Annotated in this window: 21 protein-coding genes and 2 tRNA genes; 7 read left to right on the top strand and 16 right to left on the bottom strand. The window is 25.4% G+C overall.

The annotated features are described in order from the left end of the window. Positions 1–20 precede the first annotated feature (20 nt). A complete protein-coding gene (locus MJ2HA_RS02775) occupies positions 21–1,352 on the top strand; it encodes a hypothetical protein (protein ID WP_258393026.1) in 1,332 nt (443 codons plus the stop codon). Next, positions 1,342–2,490 carry a class I SAM-dependent rRNA methyltransferase gene (locus MJ2HA_RS02770; protein ID WP_258393025.1) on the top strand — a complete coding sequence of 383 codons (1,149 nt, stop codon included), beginning with the start codon at positions 1,342–1,344 and terminating at the stop codon, positions 2,488–2,490. Before MJ2HA_RS02775 ends, MJ2HA_RS02770 begins: the two co-directional genes overlap by 11 nt. On the opposite strand, the gene MJ2HA_RS02765 is transcribed toward MJ2HA_RS02770, so the two are convergent. Continuing rightward, entirely contained in the window at positions 2,491–3,093 is a 603-nt protein-coding gene (locus tag MJ2HA_RS02765; protein ID WP_258393024.1) for an eS1 family ribosomal protein, read from the bottom strand. Positions 3,094–3,145: 52 nt separating this feature from the next. Here MJ2HA_RS02765 and leuS point away from each other — a divergent pair, with 52 nt between their 5' ends. From leuS to MJ2HA_RS02745, 4 genes are all read left to right on the top strand, one after another. Beyond that, positions 3,146–5,938: a leucine--tRNA ligase gene (leuS, locus tag MJ2HA_RS02760; RefSeq protein WP_258393023.1), complete on the top strand. Its 2,793-nt coding sequence runs from the start codon at positions 3,146–3,148 to the stop codon at positions 5,936–5,938. Between the two features lie 41 nt (positions 5,939–5,979). Beyond that, on the top strand, positions 5,980–6,573 hold the full coding sequence (locus tag MJ2HA_RS02755) for a hypothetical protein (RefSeq protein ID WP_258393022.1): 594 nt from the start codon (positions 5,980–5,982) through the stop codon (positions 6,571–6,573). Between the two features lie 33 nt (positions 6,574–6,606). Further along, positions 6,607–6,677, top strand: a tRNA-Gly gene (locus MJ2HA_RS02750). Positions 6,678–6,687: 10 nt separating this feature from the next. Next, positions 6,688–7,119 (top strand): hypothetical protein, encoded by a 432-nt coding sequence (locus MJ2HA_RS02745; RefSeq protein ID WP_258393021.1) that lies wholly within the window; start codon positions 6,688–6,690, stop codon positions 7,117–7,119. On the opposite strand, the gene MJ2HA_RS02740 is transcribed toward MJ2HA_RS02745, so the two are convergent. The 3 genes from MJ2HA_RS02740 to MJ2HA_RS02730 all read right to left on the bottom strand — a co-directional run bounded on the left by MJ2HA_RS02740 (position 7,105) and on the right by MJ2HA_RS02730 (position 11,785). Continuing rightward, on the bottom strand, positions 7,105–8,082 hold the full coding sequence (locus MJ2HA_RS02740) for an MBL fold metallo-hydrolase (RefSeq protein WP_258393020.1): 978 nt from the start codon (positions 8,080–8,082) through the stop codon (positions 7,105–7,107). The genes MJ2HA_RS02745 and MJ2HA_RS02740 overlap by 15 nt on opposite strands. Position 8,083: 1 nt before the next feature. Then, entirely contained in the window at positions 8,084–9,211 is a 1,128-nt protein-coding gene (locus MJ2HA_RS02735; RefSeq protein ID WP_258393019.1) for a glycosyltransferase family 2 protein, read from the bottom strand. A 69-nt stretch (positions 9,212–9,280) separates the two neighbouring features. Next, positions 9,281–11,785 (bottom strand): cation-translocating P-type ATPase, encoded by a 2,505-nt coding sequence (locus tag MJ2HA_RS02730; protein ID WP_258393018.1) that lies wholly within the window; start codon positions 11,783–11,785, stop codon positions 9,281–9,283. Positions 11,786–11,840: 55 nt separating this feature from the next. Between MJ2HA_RS02730 and tpiA the strand changes: the two genes are divergently transcribed. After that, positions 11,841–12,503 carry a triose-phosphate isomerase gene (tpiA, locus tag MJ2HA_RS02725; protein ID WP_258393017.1) on the top strand — a complete coding sequence of 221 codons (663 nt, stop codon included), beginning with the start codon at positions 11,841–11,843 and terminating at the stop codon, positions 12,501–12,503. A 114-nt stretch (positions 12,504–12,617) separates the two neighbouring features. Here tpiA and MJ2HA_RS02720 read toward each other — a convergent pair whose 3' ends face one another. The 12 genes from MJ2HA_RS02720 to MJ2HA_RS02665 all read right to left on the bottom strand — a co-directional run bounded on the left by MJ2HA_RS02720 (position 12,618) and on the right by MJ2HA_RS02665 (position 23,147). Further along, positions 12,618–14,843: a class I tRNA ligase family protein gene (locus MJ2HA_RS02720; protein WP_258393016.1), complete on the bottom strand. Its 2,226-nt coding sequence runs from the start codon at positions 14,841–14,843 to the stop codon at positions 12,618–12,620. 32 nt (positions 14,844–14,875) lie between these two features. Further along, entirely contained in the window at positions 14,876–15,208 is a 333-nt protein-coding gene (locus tag MJ2HA_RS02715; protein ID WP_258393015.1) for a hypothetical protein, read from the bottom strand. A 33-nt stretch (positions 15,209–15,241) separates the two neighbouring features. Then, positions 15,242–16,018 carry a DNA-directed RNA polymerase subunit D gene (locus MJ2HA_RS02710; protein WP_258393014.1) on the bottom strand — a complete coding sequence of 259 codons (777 nt, stop codon included), beginning with the start codon at positions 16,016–16,018 and terminating at the stop codon, positions 15,242–15,244. Between the two features lie 35 nt (positions 16,019–16,053). Beyond that, positions 16,054–17,562, bottom strand: coding sequence for an archaellin/type IV pilin N-terminal domain-containing protein (locus MJ2HA_RS02705; RefSeq protein WP_258393013.1), 1,509 nt, complete (start codon positions 17,560–17,562; stop codon positions 16,054–16,056). Between the two features lie 63 nt (positions 17,563–17,625). Next, positions 17,626–17,698: transfer RNA gene (locus MJ2HA_RS02700), tRNA-Val, on the bottom strand. 28 nt (positions 17,699–17,726) lie between these two features. Then, positions 17,727–18,104 carry a hypothetical protein gene (locus MJ2HA_RS02695; RefSeq protein WP_258393012.1) on the bottom strand — a complete coding sequence of 126 codons (378 nt, stop codon included), beginning with the start codon at positions 18,102–18,104 and terminating at the stop codon, positions 17,727–17,729. After that, positions 18,101–18,391: an iron-sulfur cluster assembly protein gene (locus tag MJ2HA_RS02690; RefSeq protein ID WP_258393011.1), complete on the bottom strand. Its 291-nt coding sequence runs from the start codon at positions 18,389–18,391 to the stop codon at positions 18,101–18,103. Before MJ2HA_RS02690 ends, MJ2HA_RS02695 begins: the two co-directional genes overlap by 4 nt. Continuing rightward, a complete protein-coding gene (locus MJ2HA_RS02685) occupies positions 18,385–19,356 on the bottom strand; it encodes an NAD(P)/FAD-dependent oxidoreductase (protein WP_258393010.1) in 972 nt (323 codons plus the stop codon). Before MJ2HA_RS02685 ends, MJ2HA_RS02690 begins: the two co-directional genes overlap by 7 nt. Positions 19,357–19,379: 23 nt before the next feature. Further along, entirely contained in the window at positions 19,380–19,610 is a 231-nt protein-coding gene (locus MJ2HA_RS02680; protein WP_258393009.1) for a hypothetical protein, read from the bottom strand. Positions 19,611–19,734: 124 nt separating this feature from the next. Continuing rightward, positions 19,735–20,442, bottom strand: coding sequence for a thioredoxin family protein (locus MJ2HA_RS02675; RefSeq protein WP_258393008.1), 708 nt, complete (start codon positions 20,440–20,442; stop codon positions 19,735–19,737). Between the two features lie 47 nt (positions 20,443–20,489). Next, positions 20,490–21,566: a DUF763 domain-containing protein gene (locus MJ2HA_RS02670; RefSeq protein ID WP_258393007.1), complete on the bottom strand. Its 1,077-nt coding sequence runs from the start codon at positions 21,564–21,566 to the stop codon at positions 20,490–20,492. Between the two features lie 39 nt (positions 21,567–21,605). Then, entirely contained in the window at positions 21,606–23,147 is a 1,542-nt protein-coding gene (locus tag MJ2HA_RS02665) for an aldehyde dehydrogenase family protein (protein WP_258393006.1), read from the bottom strand. Positions 23,148–23,163: the final 16 nt, after the last annotated feature.

Raw genomic sequence — 23,163 nt, 5'->3', positions numbered from 1 at the left:
TTTTTTGATACATCTCATAAATGAAATTTAAATTTGGTTATATATCCAAGATAATTATAGCGGTCATAGGATTATTGGTGATATTGTCTTTACTAGTATATATAGTAAGCTTCAGATATATTTACTATAATTCTAGTTCTATATATTCTGTTTATATCCCTGCAGTACTAAATAATTCAAATAATTTGTCTGGTGAAATTACTCAATTTAGTTTATATGTGTCCAATGGAGATGGTACTGTATATGAATCAGTGCCTCCTATATTTCAACAACCATATAATTTAGCGTATTTATATGCAAAAGATGCATACTGTTCCATAGATCCAATTAATTGTAATAATTATAATTATTATTTCTCATCTAATGATGTTTTATTTGCAGATGGTTTTTCTGGAACTGCGGGATTAACATTATTGGTTCTAGAAGCATTAAATAATGAAACTCCTATAGTCAACTATCCTGTAACAGGTTTTATGTTGCCAAATGGTCTAATAGCACCTGTGGCAGGGATTAGCTATAAATTAAATGCAACCTTGCAGTACTTTCCTTATCTAGTAGCTCCATATTATAATAATAGTAATATAATACCAATAAGTACTATATTGGATCTAGAAAATGTATACTTTAATTATACTATAAATGAAACCTATTCTCCTCCCGCATCTTATACTAGTACGATAAAAAATATAGAGTCCCAAATATGTTCGGGTATAAATGATACAAATGTCAGTTATTATATATCTAGAGGCGACTATTACACTGCGGCTAGTTTGTGTTTTGAAAGTCATGTTTCTAGCAATAATATAAATATATCGGAAGCTCAAGTAATTAATGATATAAACTCTTTGTACAATAATGTTACTAGTTATAGTTGTTATGGTAATTATGAATGTAAAGAAATTAAATATCAAGTTATATCAAGATTGGAGGCTGCAAATTCATCCTTGAATAATATATCTTATTCTTACTGGAGATATTATTCTGCATTGGGCTGGTCAGAATTTTTACCAATTACGCAGAATATAAATAAAAATAATGAATGTAATTTAATAAATCAAGAATACCAATTAATGCAGTATACTTACCAAGGACAATTACCACAAAATTTATCTTGTTTTGATGAGATGAATTTCTTAGCAAATATATACTATCTTTATATAGCAAATGATACTAATTATATGAATATTAATACAGCTAATAATATAGAATATTTAGATTATTATTATTATAATAAATATGGATTCTCAATAACTTCATATAATTATTTGCAATTTGGTAAAGATCTTATAGAAATGAACCAAACAGAGTCAGGTTTCTATTATCTAATATTATCAATAGAATATGCAATATGAATTGAATATAAATAATTATATATATAGAGAAATAAAAAAAGGAAGACAGACCTTTTCTTCTAATTTGGTAAAAAATATAGATGTAAATCCTGGAGAACTAGTAAAGATAAAATATAATAATAATTTTGTTGCATGGGGAGCTATTAATCCAAAAGATTATTATAATTATTTAAGAATAATGTCTTATAATGAGGATTTTGATTTATATTCTGAATTAAAAGATAAAATAGAGAAAGCAAGGGAGTATAGAGAAAATGTAATAAATTATAAAGATCATTATAGATTGATATATTCAGAATCTGATTTTATATCAGGTTTAATTATTGATAAATTTAATGATATATTTGTTTTACAGAATTCCAATGCCTTTTTAGACAAAAATATTAATATAATAAAAGAAGTATTAATTGAAATATTTGGAAAGAATATTACTATATACGAGAAAAGTGTAGGTAAGCAAAGAGAAAGGGCTTTTTTAATGCCTGTTGAAAGATTTTTATATAATAATAAAAGTAGAACTACAATAGAAGAGGTAGGTAAAAATTTTGATATAGATATTATAAGTGGTCAAAAGACGGGTTGGTTTTTAGACCAGAGAGAGAATAGGAAAATAATAAATAATATATATGGAGATGAGGTTTTAGATGCATTTTCTTATCTTGGTTCTTTTGGTATAATAATAAATGCCGGATATAGATATTTTGTAGAGAAAAATAAGAATTCTATTAAATTGCTATCAAAAAATATTAAAATAAATGGTATAGATAATTATAAGATAATAAATGAAAATGCATATAAAGTTTTACAGGAATTTTATAGAGAAAATAAGAAATTTGATATAGTAATATTGGATCCGCCGGACCTATTAGCAGATAATTATATAAAGGGGATAAAAAGTACTATATTAATTAATTCTATAGCCTTAGATTTAATAGATGAAGGATATTTAATAACTTTCTCATGCTCTCAGGATATGAAAGAAGAAAAGTTTTATTCTTTATTAAGAACAATAATTAGAAGAAAAAATAAGAGATTTGAAGTACTATATAGATTCCAGCAGGCTCTAGATCATAAGGTTATATTCCCTCACCAAGAATTAAAATATTTAACAGGATTCTTAATAGAAATTAAAAAATAGCTATTTATTTTCTGCCAATTGAACCTGTTTAATGTATGTAATCCTTCGTATCTCTATATTATTTACTGGAAATATTTTATTTAGAACTTGCTTTACTTCATTTTGTAGGTCGTAATTTATCATCTTTTCTATTAATTCATAATAATTTAGGGTTGGTATCTTTTCTTCAAGATACTTTCTGAATGATTTCCTTAATTCATTTTTTTGTTCTCTATGTGCTTTATATTTTGTTATTATAAGTGGTTTGACCTTTATAAGATAATTATCTTTTGTATTTGCTTCAAAAGATTCTTCTATCTTTGAGGTTCCTTTTCTACTTACCCTTCTTATATAAGCTGGGTATAGCATTATGTCAACTAAATCTGAATACGCTTTTGTTCCAGATATCTTATTTATTTTAAATATAGCCTTAAAATTCTGATATCTAAAATTATTTAATATAAAGGCTAAGTTTAGATCTAACTTTCTACCAACTACATTTTCTATGTTATCTTTGTTTATGGGTGTTTCACCAAGCTTAATTTCGTTAAATATATTTGAAGGTGCAATTATATCTATCCATACCTTCTTTCCCCAGTCTGCATATTTTTTATTATAAGCCATTTTTAATTAAATATTAAAATATCTTTTAAATTTTTACGCCTTTTATAATATCATGGAAATAAGTATAGATTTTAAAAGTGTAGAAGAAAAATGGAGAAAAATTTGGGAGGAAAAAAAAGTTTTTGAAGCAAATCCAGATCCTTCAAAAGAAAAAGTTTTTGTTACATCTCCATATCCTTATATGAGTGGGTTATTACACCTGGGTCATGGTTTAACAGAATCAAGGATTGATTTCTATGCAAGATATAAGAGATTAAAAGGATATAATGTTTTGTTTCCGATGGGGTTCCATATAACTGGTTCACCAATAGTATCTAAGTCCATGCAACTAAAAGAAGGAAATCAAAAAATAATTAATGATCTAAAACAAGATGGCATACCTGAAGAAGATTTTGATAGATTGAAGACTTCCGAAGGTTGGGCATTATATTTTATAAGATATGCTGAAGAGACCATGAAAAAGATGGGTTTTTCGATAGATTGGAGGAGGGAATTTTATACTTCTAGAATAAATCCTTGGTATAATAAATTTATAGAATGGCAATATAGAAAACTACAGGAAAAGGGTTATGTAATAAAAGGAAAACATATTATAACTTATGATCCAGTAATAAATAATCCTGTCGGGGATCATGACAGATCGGATGAGTACGCGGGTATAGATCCTGTTCAAGGTTATATTATAAAATTCAAGTATGAAGATTATTATATACCTGTATTTACATTAAGACCAGAGACCTTACCAGGAGTTACTAATTTATGGATAAATACAGAAGTAAAATACGGACTTTTTAAGGTGGATGGAGAATTGTGGATATTGCCAGATAATATAGTAGTAGAAGAAATAAAAGGACAAGATCATGAAATAGAAAAAATAAAAGATATAGATGTTAGAGAATTAGTTGGAAAAGAAGCAATAAATTTATATAATAATGAAAAAGTTGTTATATTACCTGCAGAATTTGTAGATCCAGAAATAGGTACAGGGATTGTTATGTCTGTTCCTTCTCATGCACCATATGATTATGTAGCCCTGATGGATTTAATAGAAACAGAATATATGGACCTCGCAAAGAGAGCTGTAAATAGTATGAAAATATTGTTTCATAATGAGAAATTTAAAGATATACCTGCCAAAGAGGTTGTAAAGAAGATGAATATAAAAGATCAAAAAGATAAAGAATTATTGGAAAAAGCAACACAAGAATTATATTCAGAAGAATTTTATAATAGTACCTTAACCGAAATATATGGAGAGCATGCAGGAAAGAAAATATATGAAATTAAAGAAGAGATAGGTAAGAATATAGTAGAGAAAAAAATTGGATTAGTACATTATATAATGCCCATTAGATTTAAATCTAGATATGGAAATAAGTGTATTGCCAAGATGATAGATAATCAATGGTTTTTAAAATATTCTGATGAGGAATGGAAAAAATTAGCTCATGAATGTATAGATAATATGAAATTTTATCCTGAGAATGCCAGGGAAGACTTTCATAGTAAGATTGATTGGTTAAAAGATTGGGCATGTACTCATAAAAATATATTAGGTACATCTTTGCCATGGGATAAAGATTGGATTATTGAATCATTATCGGATTCTACTATATATATGGCCTACTATACTATAGCACATTTAATAAAAAATATAGATCCAAACAAAATTGAAGATGATCTATTCGATTATATATTTCTAGATAAAGGTAGTGAGGGAGATTTAATATCTAAATATGGTGATATAGTAAAGGATATGAAAAAAGAGTTTAATTATTGGTATCCGCTTGATTTAAGAAATTCTGGAAAAGATCTAATTCCAAATCATCTATCATTCTTTATATTTCATCATGTAGCAATATTTGATAAAAAATATTGGCCCAAAGGCATTAGTATAAATGGGTTTACTGTAGATGCTGAAGGTAGAAAGATGTCTAAATCCCTGGGCAATTATATATCATTGAAACAGGCTATAGAAAAATATCCAGTAGATGTAATAAGGTTCTTATTAGCATCTTCTAATAACTCTAACTATGACGATGTAAAGATTGATCTATCAAAGGCTGAATATATCAAAAAATATATATATGATCTATTTTCTTTATCTATTAATAATTATAATAAATATGGAGAAGATAGAGATAATAATAATATAGATAATTGGTTTGAAAATAGGATAAATAAGATAATGAATCTTATATCCATAGAGTATGAGAGATTAAATTATATGAATGTAGTTAATTATATTTATTTATTAGATAATTCTTATGATTGGTATATAAAAAGAACATTGAATAATCCAAATAAAAGGTTAGTTAATAAGTTCATAGAGTACAAATTAATTTCTTTATATCCTATAGTACCATATATAGTCTCAGAGATATTTGAAAAGATAGGTATTGATCCATATAATATAAAATACCCAGAAACTAAATATGTAGAAGATTATGAAAAGGAAGAAGAATTCTTGAGGTCATTATTAGATGATATAACTAAGATAAAAGTATTGTTAAATAATAATAAAATAAAAGGTATAAAGATTATAATGCCTAAGAGGGAAAAATATATGATATTTGAAGAACTAAAGAATAATAAGAGTAATATAGATAGCTATATCAATAAATACCCACAATATAAGAATATGATAATATATGTAAAGAATAATGCAGAAATATTAAATAAGTACTTGGATTATGATAAAGAATTAAATATAATAGAATCATCTATATATTTTATAAAGTCTTATATTAATGTGGGTGAAATATATATAGAAAAAGAAGAAGAGTCTAATGACAAGAAGAGAGAGAGGGCTATGCCATCAAAGCCAGCTATTATATTTTTCTAATAGAAAAATTTTTATATATTAGAAGTTCATAATATATTAATATGGCATTCAGTTTATTAGGAAGAAAAACAAAGAAAAACGATGATTTATTTGGAGATTTGGATAGCATAAAAGAAAGCTTAAATGATAATAACAATATGAATGGATTTGGAAATTTTATGGGATATAATAATCAAAATAATAATCAGTTAAATAATAATAATATGTTTGGATTTCAAAATAATAGTCCAGCTAATCAGCAAAATAATATGAATAATAATTTTATGAATCCACAGAATAATATGCAGATGTTTAATAGTATGCCATTACAAGCATCAAATTCTTTTCCAGTTCAGAAAACAGTAGAAGAAGAAAAGCCTATAAAGCATATTCAACCAAAAGCTCAAAAGCTACATGAAAGATTACATGAAAAAGAGCCTGAAGATATAAGAAAGGAATTATTAATTAAATTGGATGATTATAAAAATGTAAGAGCTAATTTATCAAAACTAAAAGATAAACTATCCGAGGTAGAAAAATTATTATCTGACTTAAAGGAAGAAGAAAATAAGAGATTAGAGGATTTAAAGAATCTAAAAGAAAAATTAGAAACTTCAAAAGCGGATTTAAATGACATATTATCAATATTTAGATAAATTTAAAAATGGAAATATATAATATTAAAATTAGCGCCGGTAGTCTAGTGGTAGGACGTAGGCCTGCCTCGTCTATGACCCGGGTTCGAATCCCGGCCGGCGCAATGATCTAAAATGGTTCAAGAAGATATTTATGTTGCTGTAAAAGTAAATAAATATAATTTATTAAGGCGATTAAAAGAAGATAAGAAAAATATATATTTAATATTATACAAGGTATTAGAAGATATAAGAATTTATCAAAAAAGATTGGAGCATTATGATAAGTTAGAAAAAGATATAAATGAAATGAAATCAATAATTGATATACTATTAAAAGAAATACCAGAGATTAAAAATGAAGAAGAATTAAAAAAAGAAATTAATATGGATATAGAAGAAAAGGTATTAAATGATAATATTGAGATAGTCGAAGAACCTGAACCTAAAGAAGAAAAGAAAACAAAAAAGAAGAAAAAAGAAGAAACAGTCAATTCAAGTTTGGATGATATATCTAAAGAATTGGAAGAATTAAAGGAAGAATTAAAGAAGTTAATAGAGCCTTAATACATCTCCATTTTTTTCATCTAAGCTATATTCATAAGTCCCATCTTTTAATCTTAATTTTATATTATTTTTATCTATTGAAATCATGTCAAAATCATTTAAGATATATATATCTTGATTATTATTCTGTATATCTCTTTTAATTATATCCATCTCCTTTTCATATCTCTGACTAAAATGTGTTAATAATAATATTTTACTGTTGCTTTTGTTAAATATATCTCTAGTTTCCAAAAAGTCCATATGATAGTTTTTCTTGGCTAAATCGGGTTGAAAGAAGTAGGTAGATTCAGAGATTAGTATAGTACTATTCTTTGAAAAATCAACTAATTTGTCAAAATATACAGTATCTGTTATATATGTTATTTTAATTCCTTTTTTTATATATCCTACATCATTGTAATCTATGATTTTATTATTATACCTTATCTTTTTTCCTTCTTTTAATTTTTTCAATAACTCTTTATCATTTATATCATATTTTTTCAATAACTCTTTATCTAATTTTATGTAATCTTTTTCTATGAAATAATAAGAAAAGGATTTAACAGAATGCTTTGTTTCTATTCCATATATCTGGAAATTATTATTATCAATAATTAAACCTTCTTTACTTTCTATTAGATTTATCTTGAAATTTATGGGTATCTTATATGACTCTATTATCCTATATAAATCTTCAAAATTTTCTCTTGGTAGTACTATATTTAATTCTTTTTTATATTCTAAATTTGATAGACTAAATAATATCCCTGCCAATCCTAGAGTATGATCTCCATGCCAATGTGTTATTAATATATAATTTATATCTGTAGTTGATATATTAAGTATTCTTAATTGTCTTTGTATATTTTCGCCTGCATCGAATAATATTCCAATACCATTATATTTTAGAAATATGCCTACCTGATTTCTATCCCTTGTCGGGAATGCAGATGAGGTACCTAATATATATATTTCCATTTTATACTTTCCAGTTTACTTTTGGTGGCCTTTCAAATATTATATAATATAATAATACATAGATAAATATTATCTCATAGAATGGTACATATATGGCAGCAAATAATATAAAATATATGGGGTTGTATATCCTTTTTCTTACTACCGAGAATAAAATAAATGTATATAAAAATCCAATAAATATATATAGTCCTGTTATATAAATTATTAATAATGTTGAATATATTATCTTCGGTTTTATTACCAATAAATATATGAAACTGACATTATTTGCTAGACCGCTGTATATTGATATAGATATATTATATAAAAATGAAATTGGGAGAAACAGATAAAAATAAGACCATAATACATATGGAATAAAGATTGTTATCATAGATAATATAGATGGTTTTATATATTTCAGTAAAAAGTTAATTATAAACTTTGAATGATTTAATAAAGTTTCTACTATACCAAAGGTCCATCTCTTTTTTTGATCAAATAATCTTCTAAAATTTTCTAATGGTTCTACTTCTAATTCAATATCATGAGTTAATTTATACTTTGCTCCCATATCTAAAGATCTATATAATAAATCTACATCTTCTGTGTAGACCTTTGTAAACCCACCAACTTTATTCCAAATATCTTTTTTTATTCCAAATCCACCACCATTTAATGTAAAATTAACGTTATATTTATCGAATAATTTGGTTATTATATCATAATAAAGAGAATATTCCAAAAATAATAAATTTCCAACTAAATTAGATCTTATAACCTCTTTATATAGTTCTATTATTTCATAATTATGAAATTTTTTTTCTAATTCTGTTAAGTTTATATATCTTATATTTACATCGCCATCAATAAAAATTAATACATCACCTGTAGAGAAGTCAGCAGCAATATTGGATGCAGAAACTTTCCCTCTTCTTTCCCTAGATATAATAAATTTTATATTATTATATTTATCTTTTATTCTCCGTATAGTCTCCATAAATCTATCTGTTGGGACATCTATTGTTACAATAATCTCTTTTAATTCATTAGGATATGGATCATTCATTATTTTTTCTATATTCTCTTCAAGCAACTGGCTTTCTTTATATATAGGAAATATGAATGATAATTTATAATTATCCATAATAGAATTATATTATAGATATATAATAAAAATATGATGAAGTCAGAGTTAGCTGATAGGATGATGTATTTAAACACCTCTGATCCCCTCTGCTTTTTCTATAATACGGTATATTATGTATAGATAGACACTTAATATGGTAAAAATAAATATATCTATTATAGATGGTATTATGAATAGTACAATATTCCTTAAGTATGGCAGTAAGAATATACTGACAATAAATGAACCGAGGAATATAGATATGTAGTATTCTTTATGCTTACTTATATCTATTTTATATACATTCTCATAATGTAGATATAATATAGATTGTGAGATTATTAAGAATAATATTATTATATATTCATTATCGTATGTTGCTAATGCTAATATTATCGCAGATAGACCTACAAATATAGAATTTCTGGAAATTTCAAGTATAGTATTTTTATTAAATATACTTAATTTTTGATTTTTGATTATATTGTAATCCTTAATGCTTCCAGCACTTATTGATATGGAATTTATAGTTTCTATTACCAAATTTAATATTAATAATTGTAAAGATTCAAGGAATATATCATTATATATTAAAAATCCAAGTAATATAAATAGGAAACTACCCATCAATTCAGATAATAATACTATTAAATATACTTTTAAGTTATATATTACCCTCTTTCCCTCTTTTATTAAATCAATTATCGGCTCTAGTCCATTCTCCATTATAATTATACCTGCAGAATCCTTAGCAATATCAGAAGCATTATAAAAAGTTATTCCTATATTAGCAGATTTTAAAGCTATAGAGTCATTAATTCCATCCCCTAAGAATAGAACTCTTTTATTGTTATTTTTTAATATTCTTACTATCCTGTATTTATCCTCGGGGTCTGCATTAACAAATACATTATAATTATTTAATATATTTTTTAGCTCTTCATCATTTATATTTTTTATATTATTAGAATCAAATATATTATATTTTATATTTATTTTTTTTATTATATTCTCTGTATAAAATTTATTATCTCCTGTAATTATATATATATCTATATTTAAATCTTTTAAAAAATTAATATACCTGTTTAATCCTTTCCTTATTCTTTCTTTAAATAATAATATTCCTAAAAATGTTATATCTTTTTCAGGATTATTATCTAGTAGTTTCTTATAACCTATAGCGATAACTCTATATCCTCTCCTAGAATATTTCTCAACTATCCTTTTTAATTTATCTTTAAATAATTCAATATCATATCTCTTACCATTATATATTATATATCTGGAAATATTTAATATGGAGTCAAATGATCCTTTTACAATACTATATTTATTATTATTTATTTTAACTATTACTGATGTTCTTTTTCTATATGGATCAAAATAATTTATTGATATCTTATTAAGATCCTTGTAAGCATTTTTATATTTGCAGAAATTATATATTTCAGATTCTATTGGATCTTCTATATTATTTCCTATATTTAAATCTTCTAGAGAATTGTATAAGATATTTAAAAATTTTTTAAGATCCCTTCTATTGCTTTTTCTATTATATATCCTTCCATTATACAATATTTTTTCTATTTTTAGTTTATTATATGTTAGAGTACCTGTTTTATCTAATACAACCGTATCTATATTTCCAAGATCTTCTAATAAAGATGGGTTTTTAATAAATATTTTCTTTTTTTCTAATTTATTTGTACTTATACTATAGATCAATACTAAAGCTGCTGGTAAACCTTCTGGTATTATTACAATAGATAATGCTATTATGAATATAATCAAATTATATAAGGATAGTGTATGCTTTATATATATTAATAAAAATAATATAACTATTATTATTGATATAAATATTATTATATACTTTGAAAACTTATTTAGTTCTTCCTCTAATAGAGTTTTATTATTATCTTCCTTTAATAATTCCTTATATATTGATCCATAATATGTTCTTAATCCAGTTTCTACAACTATTCCAATGCATTCTCCCTTTAATATATATGTTCCATAATATAGCATATTTTTTCTTTCCTTTATTGGTATATTTAATGGTAGAACATTTTCTTTCTTTATTACAGGATTAGATTCGCCAGTAATGCTACTCTCATCTACTTCCAAGTTGAATGATTTTATAATCCTTATATCTGCAGGGACCTTATCTCCATATTTCAATAATATTATATCTCCAGGTACAAGTTCAGAACTATTAATATATTTCTTTTTTTTGTTTCTTATAACAAGAACCTTTTTTTCTAAATCTTTTTCCAAAGACTTTATTATCTTATCAGATTTATTATCATTTGTAATATCTGATAATATATAAATTAATAAAAATATAGATATAAAGACACTTTCTAATCGACCTTCAAATATTATTGATAGTATATCAGCAAATATAAATAGTAAGAGAAAAGGATTCTCTAAATAATCTATTATTTTATCTTTTATATTATTTTTTATATTACTAATAGAGTTATATCCATATTCCTTTAACCTTTTTGAAGCTTCTTCATCTGATAATCCATTTACAGATGAGTTTAATTTATTTATTACATCATTAACTGTTAAAGAATGCCACATTATATTTAATAAAGCTTTTTATACTTTTATAAGAGTTAGTTCATATACTTTTATAATGCTAGCTATAAATTTAAAATCATATAAAGAAACAATAGGATCAAATGGATTAAAGTTATTAGAGGCTTCTGAAAAAATAATAGAAGAATATAATATAGACATAATATTAGCTCCACAATATACAGATATATATATATTTTCAAGTAATTCAAAAAGAGTAAGGATATATGCTCAGCATATGGATCCTATACAATCAGGTGCATATACAGGCCATATATTACCAGAGGCTATAAAAGAGGCAGGTGCAGTTGGTACTATAATAAATCATTCAGAAAAGAAATTAAATGTAGAAGATATAGAAAAGGTAATAAATATTGCAAAGAATTTAAATTTAGAAACAATATTATGTGCAAATAACAGTGTAGTAGCTGCAGCTTTATCTAAATTTGAACCTACATATATTGCTGTAGAGCCTCCAGAATTAATTGGTACAGGTATACCAGTTTCTAAAGCAAAGCCAGAGATAATAGAAAATACTGTAAATATGGTTAGAGATATAAATAAAAAGGTAAAGATATTAGTTGGTGCAGGTATAAATAGTGGTGATGATATTAAAAAAGCATTAGAACTTGGCGCAAATGGTGTTTTATTAGCATCTGCAGTTACTAAATCTAGTAATTTTTATGAAAAATTAAAAAATCTAGCAGAAGGATTTAAGTAAATATATTTTTTAATATTAATTTTGTAAAAATAATAAATAATATTTTGAAAATTTTTAAAATTGATAAAAATTTTGATTTTATGCAATATATAACAAAAAATACCTTATAAAAATTTAGCCTGATATATTATTTATTAATTTTTCAAATCTTTCTTCTAGTATTGGTGATTTACTATATAATTGTTGATATATATATTCTGTAATATATGGCATGACCGGATGTACTAATATTAAAATTCCTTTATATATATTATATAATACCCACTTTGCTGTGCTATCATTATTTTTTATTCTTTCTTTTATTTTTTCTAAATAATCGTTTGCAAAATCTTCCCAAACAAATTTTTTTACTGTCTTTAGATATTCGTCATATCTATAATTATTTACATATCTATCTGCTTCTTCGATTAATAGTAAGAATTTGTTTATTATATATTTATCTTCTTCTTTTAGTTCTTCTTTTTTGTTTTCTTTTATATTGTTCATTTCTAGATATCTACCTATATTCCATAATTTTATTGCAAATGCTTGTCCTGTTTCTATATCTTTTATAGAAAATTTATAATCATTTCCTGGAGATAATAATAAAGCCCAGAATCTTAATGCATCCGGAGAGTATTTATCCATTATCTCTTTTGGATCTACCACATTACCTAATGATTTTGACATTTTTCTACCCTTTTCATCTAGTACCATTCCATGTATTAAAGCATTATTCCATGGTATCTTATTAGTCAATAATTCCACCCTCAGTAGTGTATCAAATAGCCATGTTCTTATGATCTCATATCCTTGCTGTCTTAAATTTACTGGTAAGTATTCTTTTATTTTTTCAAAATAGTTATCCAGATTTTTCGGATCAAAATCATTATTTATTATAGAATATAATATTATTACTAGCGGACTAATGGATGATTCTATCCATACATCTACTGTTTCATCTTCAAAGAACCTTCCATCATATTTCTTAGTCTTTTCTTTATCTATCCTGGGATCTATAGGTAAATCTTCTAAATCTACTGCATATATCTTATTATCTTTTTCATAAAATGGAAAAGGTAATCCCCATAACATTTTTGTTCTAGATATATTCCAATCTTGATCTATATTATTTATCCAATCTATTAATTTATTTCTCATATATTCGGGTATAAAATTTATTTTTTCTTGCCAATTTAATATCTTATCTTTTATATCCTTCATTTTTATAAAGAACTGTTCTTTGGGTATGAATTCTAGTTCTGACAAACAATCAGATCTTTCTGTATGAGATAATACATTATGTTTTATTTTCTCTATTTTTATTATATAATCTTTTAATAATTCTTTTAACTTTTCTCTTGCTTCTTTCAATTTTAAACCATTCAATTCATTATTTGATATTATATTACCTTTATCGTCTATTGATACTATTTCATCAAGATTATATCTATTTTTCCATTTTATATCTTCTGGATCTCCATATGTACATATCCATACAATTCCTGTACCATAATTATAATCTACATCCTGATCGGAATATATTTTTACTTCTCTATTTATTAATGGTATTTTTACATTATATTTTTCTATCTCATCAAAATTATACTCTTCTATAATATTATAATTATTTTTTATAGCATAATTTTTTGATACAATTAAATTATCTTCTATTTCTACATATTTATCTTTTGCTATGAGTATACCTACACAAGAATTAATTAATTCTGGTCTGGTTGTTGCTATTAGTATATTTTTTCCATTATTTAATGGTAATCTAATATAAAATAGTTCACCTTCTTTATTTATATATCCTGCTTCTTGCATAGATATAGCAGTTTGACATTTTGGACACCACATTATTGGATTTTTATCTCTTTTTAGTAAGCCCTCTTTATATAATTTTATTAGTGTATATTGTGTAAATGCTTGATACTCTCTATCAGTTGTTTTGTATACTTTATTTCTATCGAAGGATAATCCTAGTCTAATAAATGTTTTGTACATAGAATCTATATTTTTATTTGTCCAATCTGTACATGCTTCTAGAAATTCCTTTTTATTTTCTTTACTTATTTTTAATTTATTTATTATCTTTAATTCTGTTGGTAACCCATGGCAATCAAATCCCAATGGTAATAAAACATTATATCCTTTTAATCTCTTATATCTTGCCAAAAAATCTATCCATATAAATTCTAATGCATGACCTATATGTGCTTCACCAGATGTAAATGGAGGTGGAGTATCTATTATAAACTTATTTTCTTTATTTATGTCAAAATTAAATTCCTTATTATTTTTTTCCCAAAAATCAATTATTTCTTTTTCTATAATCTTATAATCTGGCCTTTTATCCATAAAAAATAATTATATAAAAAACAAATAAAAATTTATTGGGAAATTGCTAATTTATTTCTTAAAATTGCTACTATCAAGAATCCTACTATAATTAATACAGCTCCTATTATTGATAAATATGAAAGGTATTTCACAAAAGATGTACCTACTGATAATACTCCAAATTGGCTTAATCCTAATATTGGATATAATAGGACCGCTGCAAAGTTCAATAGTAGACCTAAAGTTGCAATCTTACATCTTTCCATTCCATCTACTAGCATGTATACTAGTATAGACATTGCTGCGAATATTCCTATTGAAGATTCTGTTATTATTGCTATCGAAGAAAAAACAGATGCCAAAACAATTTTTTTCCAATCCATTTATATAATCTTATAAAAAATATTTATATATATTTAATTGTTTATTAACTGATTTAGCAAATTTCTTAATTTAATTTCCATTTCATCTAGAGCATAGATAATTATTTTCTCTGCAGAATATTGTCCATATGATTCTAATACAAACACGAACTCATTCTTTGGTATTACTTTTATTTTTCCTTTTGATGCAGATTCTATAGAATCCATAAAGTTTCTATCATACTCTTTATCTTTAGGTACTACTATTTTGCCCTTTTTAATACTTACATTTAACAATCCTAGATTTTCTATTTCCTTTTTTTCTAAATCACCTTCTAATTTTAATGTTGCATTTCTATAATAATATACATAAGCTGGAACAAATTTTGTATGTTTTCTTCCGTTACCTAATATAGCTATAGCTTCTAATTTTACTTTTTGTCCTTCTTCTATATAATCTATTATTGTCTCTGGATATATTGGATATACATCCTTATTATCAGATTTTATATCAGAAGCATAAATATATCCTTTTGTGTCTTTTTCTAAATATAATTTAATCTCTTGGTTTTCTTTTATATTTTCGGGAGTATTTAATACGATTAAGCCTAGCCTATGAGCGAGCATCTCATCCCACATTGGTGAATCATTATCAATAATATATACATCTTCGATAGATAATACTTTTACGTCCTCTTCTATAGTTCTTTTTAATGAATTCAGGAATTCTGCTGTTTCATCTTTTATTAAGAGTTTCATTTTATGTATCTTTTTATCTTTATCTACAGCAAATTTATCAGTATCTTTATATAATAAAGAAATTTCTACCATTAAAGATATTTTTTTACAAATGCTTATAAATAAATCTAGGATATATAAATAGAGGGCATAACCCCATTAGGTGGTAAAGCAGGAGAATAATAATATACAAGATTATTTGACCATAAAGACCAGTATGCAGAACCTTCTCCATTAAAGTAATCATATTCTATAGCGTAGTCTCCAGAATTAACAGTAGGGCTTGAATATATTGTAGCTCCTTCTCCTATCCATTCATTTATTAAATTCGCTGAATTATTACCTGTAGGACTACATAACCAATTAGTAATACCGCAAGTAGATTGATTTATTCCTAATACTCCACCATCATCTATATCTACATAAAATGTTGTTAATTGCTGTACCTGTACAAATCCTATCTCCTTAATTACATAGGAGTTACCTCCATTCGAAACTGGTGGATTTGGAAATGCAGAACCACCTGAATATCCATCCTGAAGATTATTTATTACATAAGATTCGTTATTTCCATTTACATTTTGTGTCGTTCCTGTATTTGGTGTTGTAAATGGATTTGTGGAAGAAGCCCAGGTTTGCCCACTACCAGAAAAAGAATAACCATTATATAATTCTGCTTGATAAACTTCAGATTCTGGAGGTGCATACCAATTATTATTATCATAGTATATTTGATATGTTAATCCAGGATCCATTACATCACCAATATTATCATATTGAAATGTTCCTAAAACATTGTAAGAAGCTCCTACATATGGATAATCTTGTTGATAATAATTAGTACTAGTACTTCCTATTCCCATATAAATTGTAATATTACTATTTGCAGGAATTCCTTGAGGTATATTTACCCACCATACATCACAAGAAGCAGTACTTATATTTTCTTGTCCTTCGTACCATGAATATAATAATCCGTTATTAGAATAAAATAATATATTGGATCCATTAGAATTTATTTCATTATATAAAGTAATATTATCTACATAAGAAAAACTAGTTGAATATGAAAAAGAAGAATTACATATCGCAATATCTTGTTGGAAAGGTGTTGGAGTACTTATATTTTGAGTATTATATATTGTTATAGGTAAAGGGTTAGTAAAGTATCCTACAAGATATCCATTACCTAGATTATTATTATTTCCCACTCCTTGATAATCTAAGGTAATTTGTGGATTATTATTATTTGAAGGATTATATATACATAAAGAATTATTTATATAACATGTATCTGTACTACCTTGTAATATAGTATTGTTATTATTACATATAATATTATTACCATTTATACTAACAATATTATTATTTCCATTATTAATAGTTAGTACAGTATTATTATTTATTACTATAGGTACATTACCATTATTATATATATCTATATATAATATATTATTTGAACAATAAGAATTAGTAATAGAGAAAGATATATATTGTGATTGTCTACTTACCTGATTACTAGTAGAAGAAGTTAATCCAGAAAATAATCCGGATAAGAATGCATAAGTTAATCCTGCAATAGCTACAGTAATAACAATAATTAATATAGTAGCTATAATAGGTGATATAGATCTCATAATATAGATATATATTTTAGTAATATATAAACTTTAGCGTTTTAATAGCATTTATTTATAATATGGGACCGCGGGGATTCGAACCCCGGACCTCTGCCTTGTAAGGGCAGCGTCATAACCACTAGACTACGGTCCCTTAAAGATAATTATATATCTAAAAACTTTTAAAATAAAACAGACGATTCATATTCTAAATCATTCATTTGTAAATGTATTATTATCTTATCTTCTTTTACAGATCTTTTTATATATAATAATCCTTTATCTAAATAAATCTTTAATATATAAAATTCTAGTTCTCCAAGATCATTATTCCCGGATATTCTCTCAACATCTACTATTTTTGTGTTATTTAGATTTAGTAGGTCATAATCACCGGTAAATTTTGAACCTGCAGATATAGATAGTCCAAGATCATTATAATATATTTTTATATAATACTTTTCTTTTGTGCACTGTAATGAATTATCTTCTATAAAATTTCCTCCACTAATCTTACAGAATAGAGAAAATTCTTTTTTTAATTTATCATAATTATTCATAGTCCTAACCTTTTCTTTATATCAATATTTACTCTATCTAGGCTCCATTTTGTTTCATTGTCTATCTCTACTTCATAGTCTACTTTTAGTTCATTCATTTTTTCTTCTATTTGATCTAAGATGGCCGGGATAAATGGACATAATGGTGTAGTAGGTAAAAATACTATAATAAATTTATTATTTTCTTCTTTTATTTCCTCTATTTCGCCCAAAGATACAACATCATATCCAAGTTCTGGATCAATTACTTCTTTTAATTTCTCCATAATCTCTTCTGTCTTTACCATTTCTTTGTTTTTATATATAAGAATGCAGATAAAGCAGCAGTAGTACCTTGTGCAGCAGCAGTTACAATTTGCCTTAAATTACATATCTGATTTGTTACGTCGCCAGCAGCTAATAATCCTTTTACATTTGTTTTTGAACAATCATTTACTATTATATGTCCAGCAGGATCTGTATTAACATTTAGATCCTTTACTATTTCTGATAAAGGCGTCAATCCAATTGCGATAAACAAACCGTCTAGTTTTAATGTTGTTTTTTCATTAGTTTTTGTATCTTGTAATGTTACTTCTTCTACCTTTTCATGTCCTTTTATTTCTGATACTACTTTATTTAATATAAACTTGATTTTTTCATTATTTTTTAATTCTTCTATATATACAGGATCTGCCTTAAACTCATCTCTTCTATGTATTATATATACTTCTTTTGCATGTTGTGCCAATACTTCCGCGTCATGAAATGCACTATTACCGCCACCAATAACTCCTACAATCTTATCTTTAAACAATGGAGCATCACATTCTGCGCAATATGATACACCCTTTAAATTTTCTCCAGGTACGCCTAGCCTTTTTCTTTGGGAACCTGTAGCTATTATTACTACTTTGGATATAAATTCTTTTCCAGTAGATGTATATACTATAAAATTTTCATCATCTTTTTTTTCTATTCTAGTTACAGTTTCTAATAATGTAGATACATTATATTTATCTGCGTGTGATTTAAATCTCCTCGCTAATTCAGGACCCGTTATATTTTCTACTGCAGGATAATCATCAATTATATCTGTTTCATTCAATAATCCACCTATATCTTTTGTTATTATTAGTGTCTTTAATTTATATCTACCGCAATAAAGTCCAGCACTATAACCGGCTGGTCCTCCTCCAATAATTATTGTATCCCATTCTTTATCCAATTCTTTATTATCTTTTATAATATTTGTAGATAATTTTAATTCCATAATCTATATATATTATTATAAATTTATATAGTAGTATATAGATCCTGCTCAACTTTTACAGATAGGCCTACGATTTTTTCGAGATTATAACTTTCTCCATAAATTTTTTTATAACTTTTTTCATAACCTTTTGGATAATAAAACACATTGTTATCGGACTCTTCATTTTTTCTTATTAATATATTCTCACCTTTCAATATCTTTTCCAGATTTTTAGGAGATACATACACTATTACCCCCCCGTTTATATCCATCTATGCCATACTTTGGATCATAAGGTTTTGGGTCAACAGGGACTACATAATAATTTACTATCTTTAAAAAACGTGGATCAAGTAGATTCATATAGTGAAAAATATTTGTTAAAAAATAAAAATTTTATTTTACTTTTTGTTCTATGGCCTCTCTTATTCTATCTGCAAACATTTCAGGTTCTGGTAACATACCTTCCCATTCGGTTAGTGTATCGCTATTTTCATCTACTATTGTTATATGTGGTACACCATATACCTTGTAGTGCTCTGAAAATTCTGGAAATTCGTATGATTCTATCATTATCCCTCTTATATTACTTTTTACCATTGCGAATTGATGAGAATTATGTGTCATATATGGGCAATATGGGCATGTTGGTGTTACGAATACATATATATCTATATTTTTATTTATTGAATCTAATTTTTTTGCTGTTGCACCATCTATATCAAAATTATTATTTGATATATGTATTATATCTTCTAAGAATATTGGAAATTCTTCTCCTGATGGGATACCATAATATATTGCTCCATAATATTTTTTAAATACAAATATAGGACCTTTTCTATTTCCATATTTATCTATTAATAATTTTTTTGAATTCATATCTTCTAATACTTTAGAATCTTTCGTATCATAATAATTAAACTTTATCTTATCAGTCAATTTTATTAATTCTTCTGATAATCTCTTCGCAAATTCGCTAGTTTCCTTGTTTTTTTCATAATCTAGATATAGATCTATCTCTACTGTATCCTTTAGACTTTTGTCGAACATATCCTTTAGACTTTTTATATCTTCTTCAGAGAATATTTTTTCCTCGGCCATAAATATTGTATATCATGATAGTATTTATAAGATACACAATATTTATATTATATATCTATTAAGTTATTTAACCTTTTTATAGCTTCTATTTTGAAATATTTTTTTACTTTAGCTTCCTCTATTGCATTTTTTATGAATTCTGCTTCTTCTAACATTATTTTTTTTTGAACATAGAATGGTTTTCCAACTTTTGTCCCATGAGCAAAAGTATATATTATAGGATCTTTCCATGATAATTCAGATCCGTATAGTATCTTAGCAGTATAAGCAAGAGCTCTTAATAGGCCTGGCCCTAAACCTTTTATAAAAAATATATCTTTAAAATTGTTTATACTTTCTTTTATATCTAGAGCTTTATAGTATATCTTATCTGGAATTTTTAGGTAATATGGTAGTTCTTGATAAAATATATATTTATTATCATTGTTAAAATATTTTAATATAGTGTTATTTTGGTTTTTTAATCTAATAATATAATTTTTTATAACCTCCTTATCATTATTTAGTAATTCTACAATTTCTTTTCTTAGATCTTCAGATTTTCTATCTGCTAAATTTAATGTCTTATTATTATATCCAAATCCAATCTGATTATCATTGAAATATTCTATATTTATCCAATGAAATCTCCTAACTTTTTGCTCTTTTATAGACATCTTTTGATTTATTACCGTAGTATTATTATTTTCATCTGCTATTAAAAAATGAAAATATAGATTATATCCATCTTGTATTAAATTGTTATCTATCTTGGCAGAAGTTATTGACAGATCTTTTATTTTATCTTTTAGTTTATCTTTTATATCTTTCATTTCTACCTCCTCAGTTATCTTCGATCTCTTACCCTTCCCACCTAATACAATTAATGGTAAGTTATCCTCTTTAGTAATCTCTTTTAGTGCTTGTAGCGTTACGGTTGTCATTCCAGAATAGTTCCACTCAAAACCAAGTAGGCATGCGAAAGAATTGAACCATAATGGATTTGAAAATCTATTAATTATTTCTTTTGTACCAAATTCATATATCATATATTTTATTATACTTCTTTCTAACTCCTTTAACTCCTTATAGTGTGGTATAGGGCCCTTTGCCAATCTCAATTCTATATCACCTATCTTTTTCATTATAATATGGTTTTATTTTAATATTTTATAAATAAAAAATTATACATAATTCCATACCTTTTTATTCTTATAATTATATACTACTGTTTTATATGTTGTAGTCCCTTCAATGCTATAACTTACTCCCTCTCTACCAATTCCAGAATCCTTTCTTCCTCCATATGGATAATAGCCAATTCCATGCCTAGGAAAATCATTTATGTATATAGATCCTACATCAATATATCTTATAATTTTTCTTATTTTATTTATATCATTTCCAAATATTGATGCATCAAGTCCGTATCTCCTTTTATTTGCTATGTTTATCGCTTCTTCTATATTATCTATTTTTACCAATATTGATACTGCTAGGAATATTTCTTTATTAAATAAATATAATTTTTCTACATTGTTTTTATCAATTTCTATTATAGTGGGTTCTATATAATTATTAAATCTATTTCCTCCATATATTATCTTCCCTCCATTACTCTTTGCATCTTCTATTCCTTTCATTAATTCGTCCACCGTTTTTATTTCCATGATTGGACCAAAATCAATATCTGGATCTCTAGGGTCTCCTATCTTTACCTTCGATACTTCTTCTAGTAATCTATTTTTAAATCTATCATATATATCGCTTTCTACCAATATTATCTTTATTGAATCGCATCTTTGTCCTGAAAATGATGTAACTCCATTAACGATTCTTTGAGCAGTATAATCTATATCAGTATCATTTAATACAAATACAGGATCTCCACCACCTAATTCCATTAGATATTGTTTTATTCCTGAATTTTTAATTATCTCTTCACCAGTTTCAGTAGAACCAGTAAATAATATACCTGATATTTTTTTATTTGATGTTATTTTATTCATATCTCTACCAGGTACTGTTATTAATGAAAAAGAGGCTGTTGGTAATCCAGATAATTCCATCATTCTATAATATAATATTACTGGTAGTGGATCTAATGATGGCGGTTTTAATAATAAACTATTTCCTGCCAATAACACGGATATAATCTTACTTACAGAATCAAATAAGGGGTAATTAAATGGGGATATTGCTAATATCAATCCCAAAGGTTCTCTTTTAATTATCCCTTCAGATTCTAAGTAATCAGAACTCCAGTCTCCTGGTTGGTATTCCCCATATATTTTTTTTACATCTAGATTTATCCTTTTTAATCTTTCTATTGTAGAATTTATCTCCCCAATAGCTTGGGATTTTGTTTTTCCGACATTTATCATTAATACATTTACAAAATCTTCTATATTTTCATTTATTAGGTCTATTGTTTTTAAAAACCCTTCAATTCTCTTATATCCTGGAGTATCTCTTATTATAAATCTATCATTATATAACCTATCTATTTCTTTCTCTACAGTTTCATAATCTACTTTTGGTACTTTTGCTATTATATTTTGATCTATTGGAGATCTAATTTCTATATATTCATTATTTCCATAATACCAAGATTTATTTACAAATGCAGGAAATATTGGTATACCATTCTCATCATATCTTATTATCTCTTTAATTTTTTCGGATTTTATGTCCAATCTTGTCTTTTCTTTTATATTTATTTCCATTTAATATAACTTTCTT

It is taken from the genome of Nanobdella aerobiophila (assembly GCF_023169545.1).
Lineage (GTDB): Archaea > Nanobdellota > Nanobdellia > Nanobdellales > Nanobdellaceae > Nanobdella > Nanobdella aerobiophila.
Note: the sequence above shows the minus strand (reverse complement) of the source record. Positions and strands in the feature narration are given on the sequence as shown.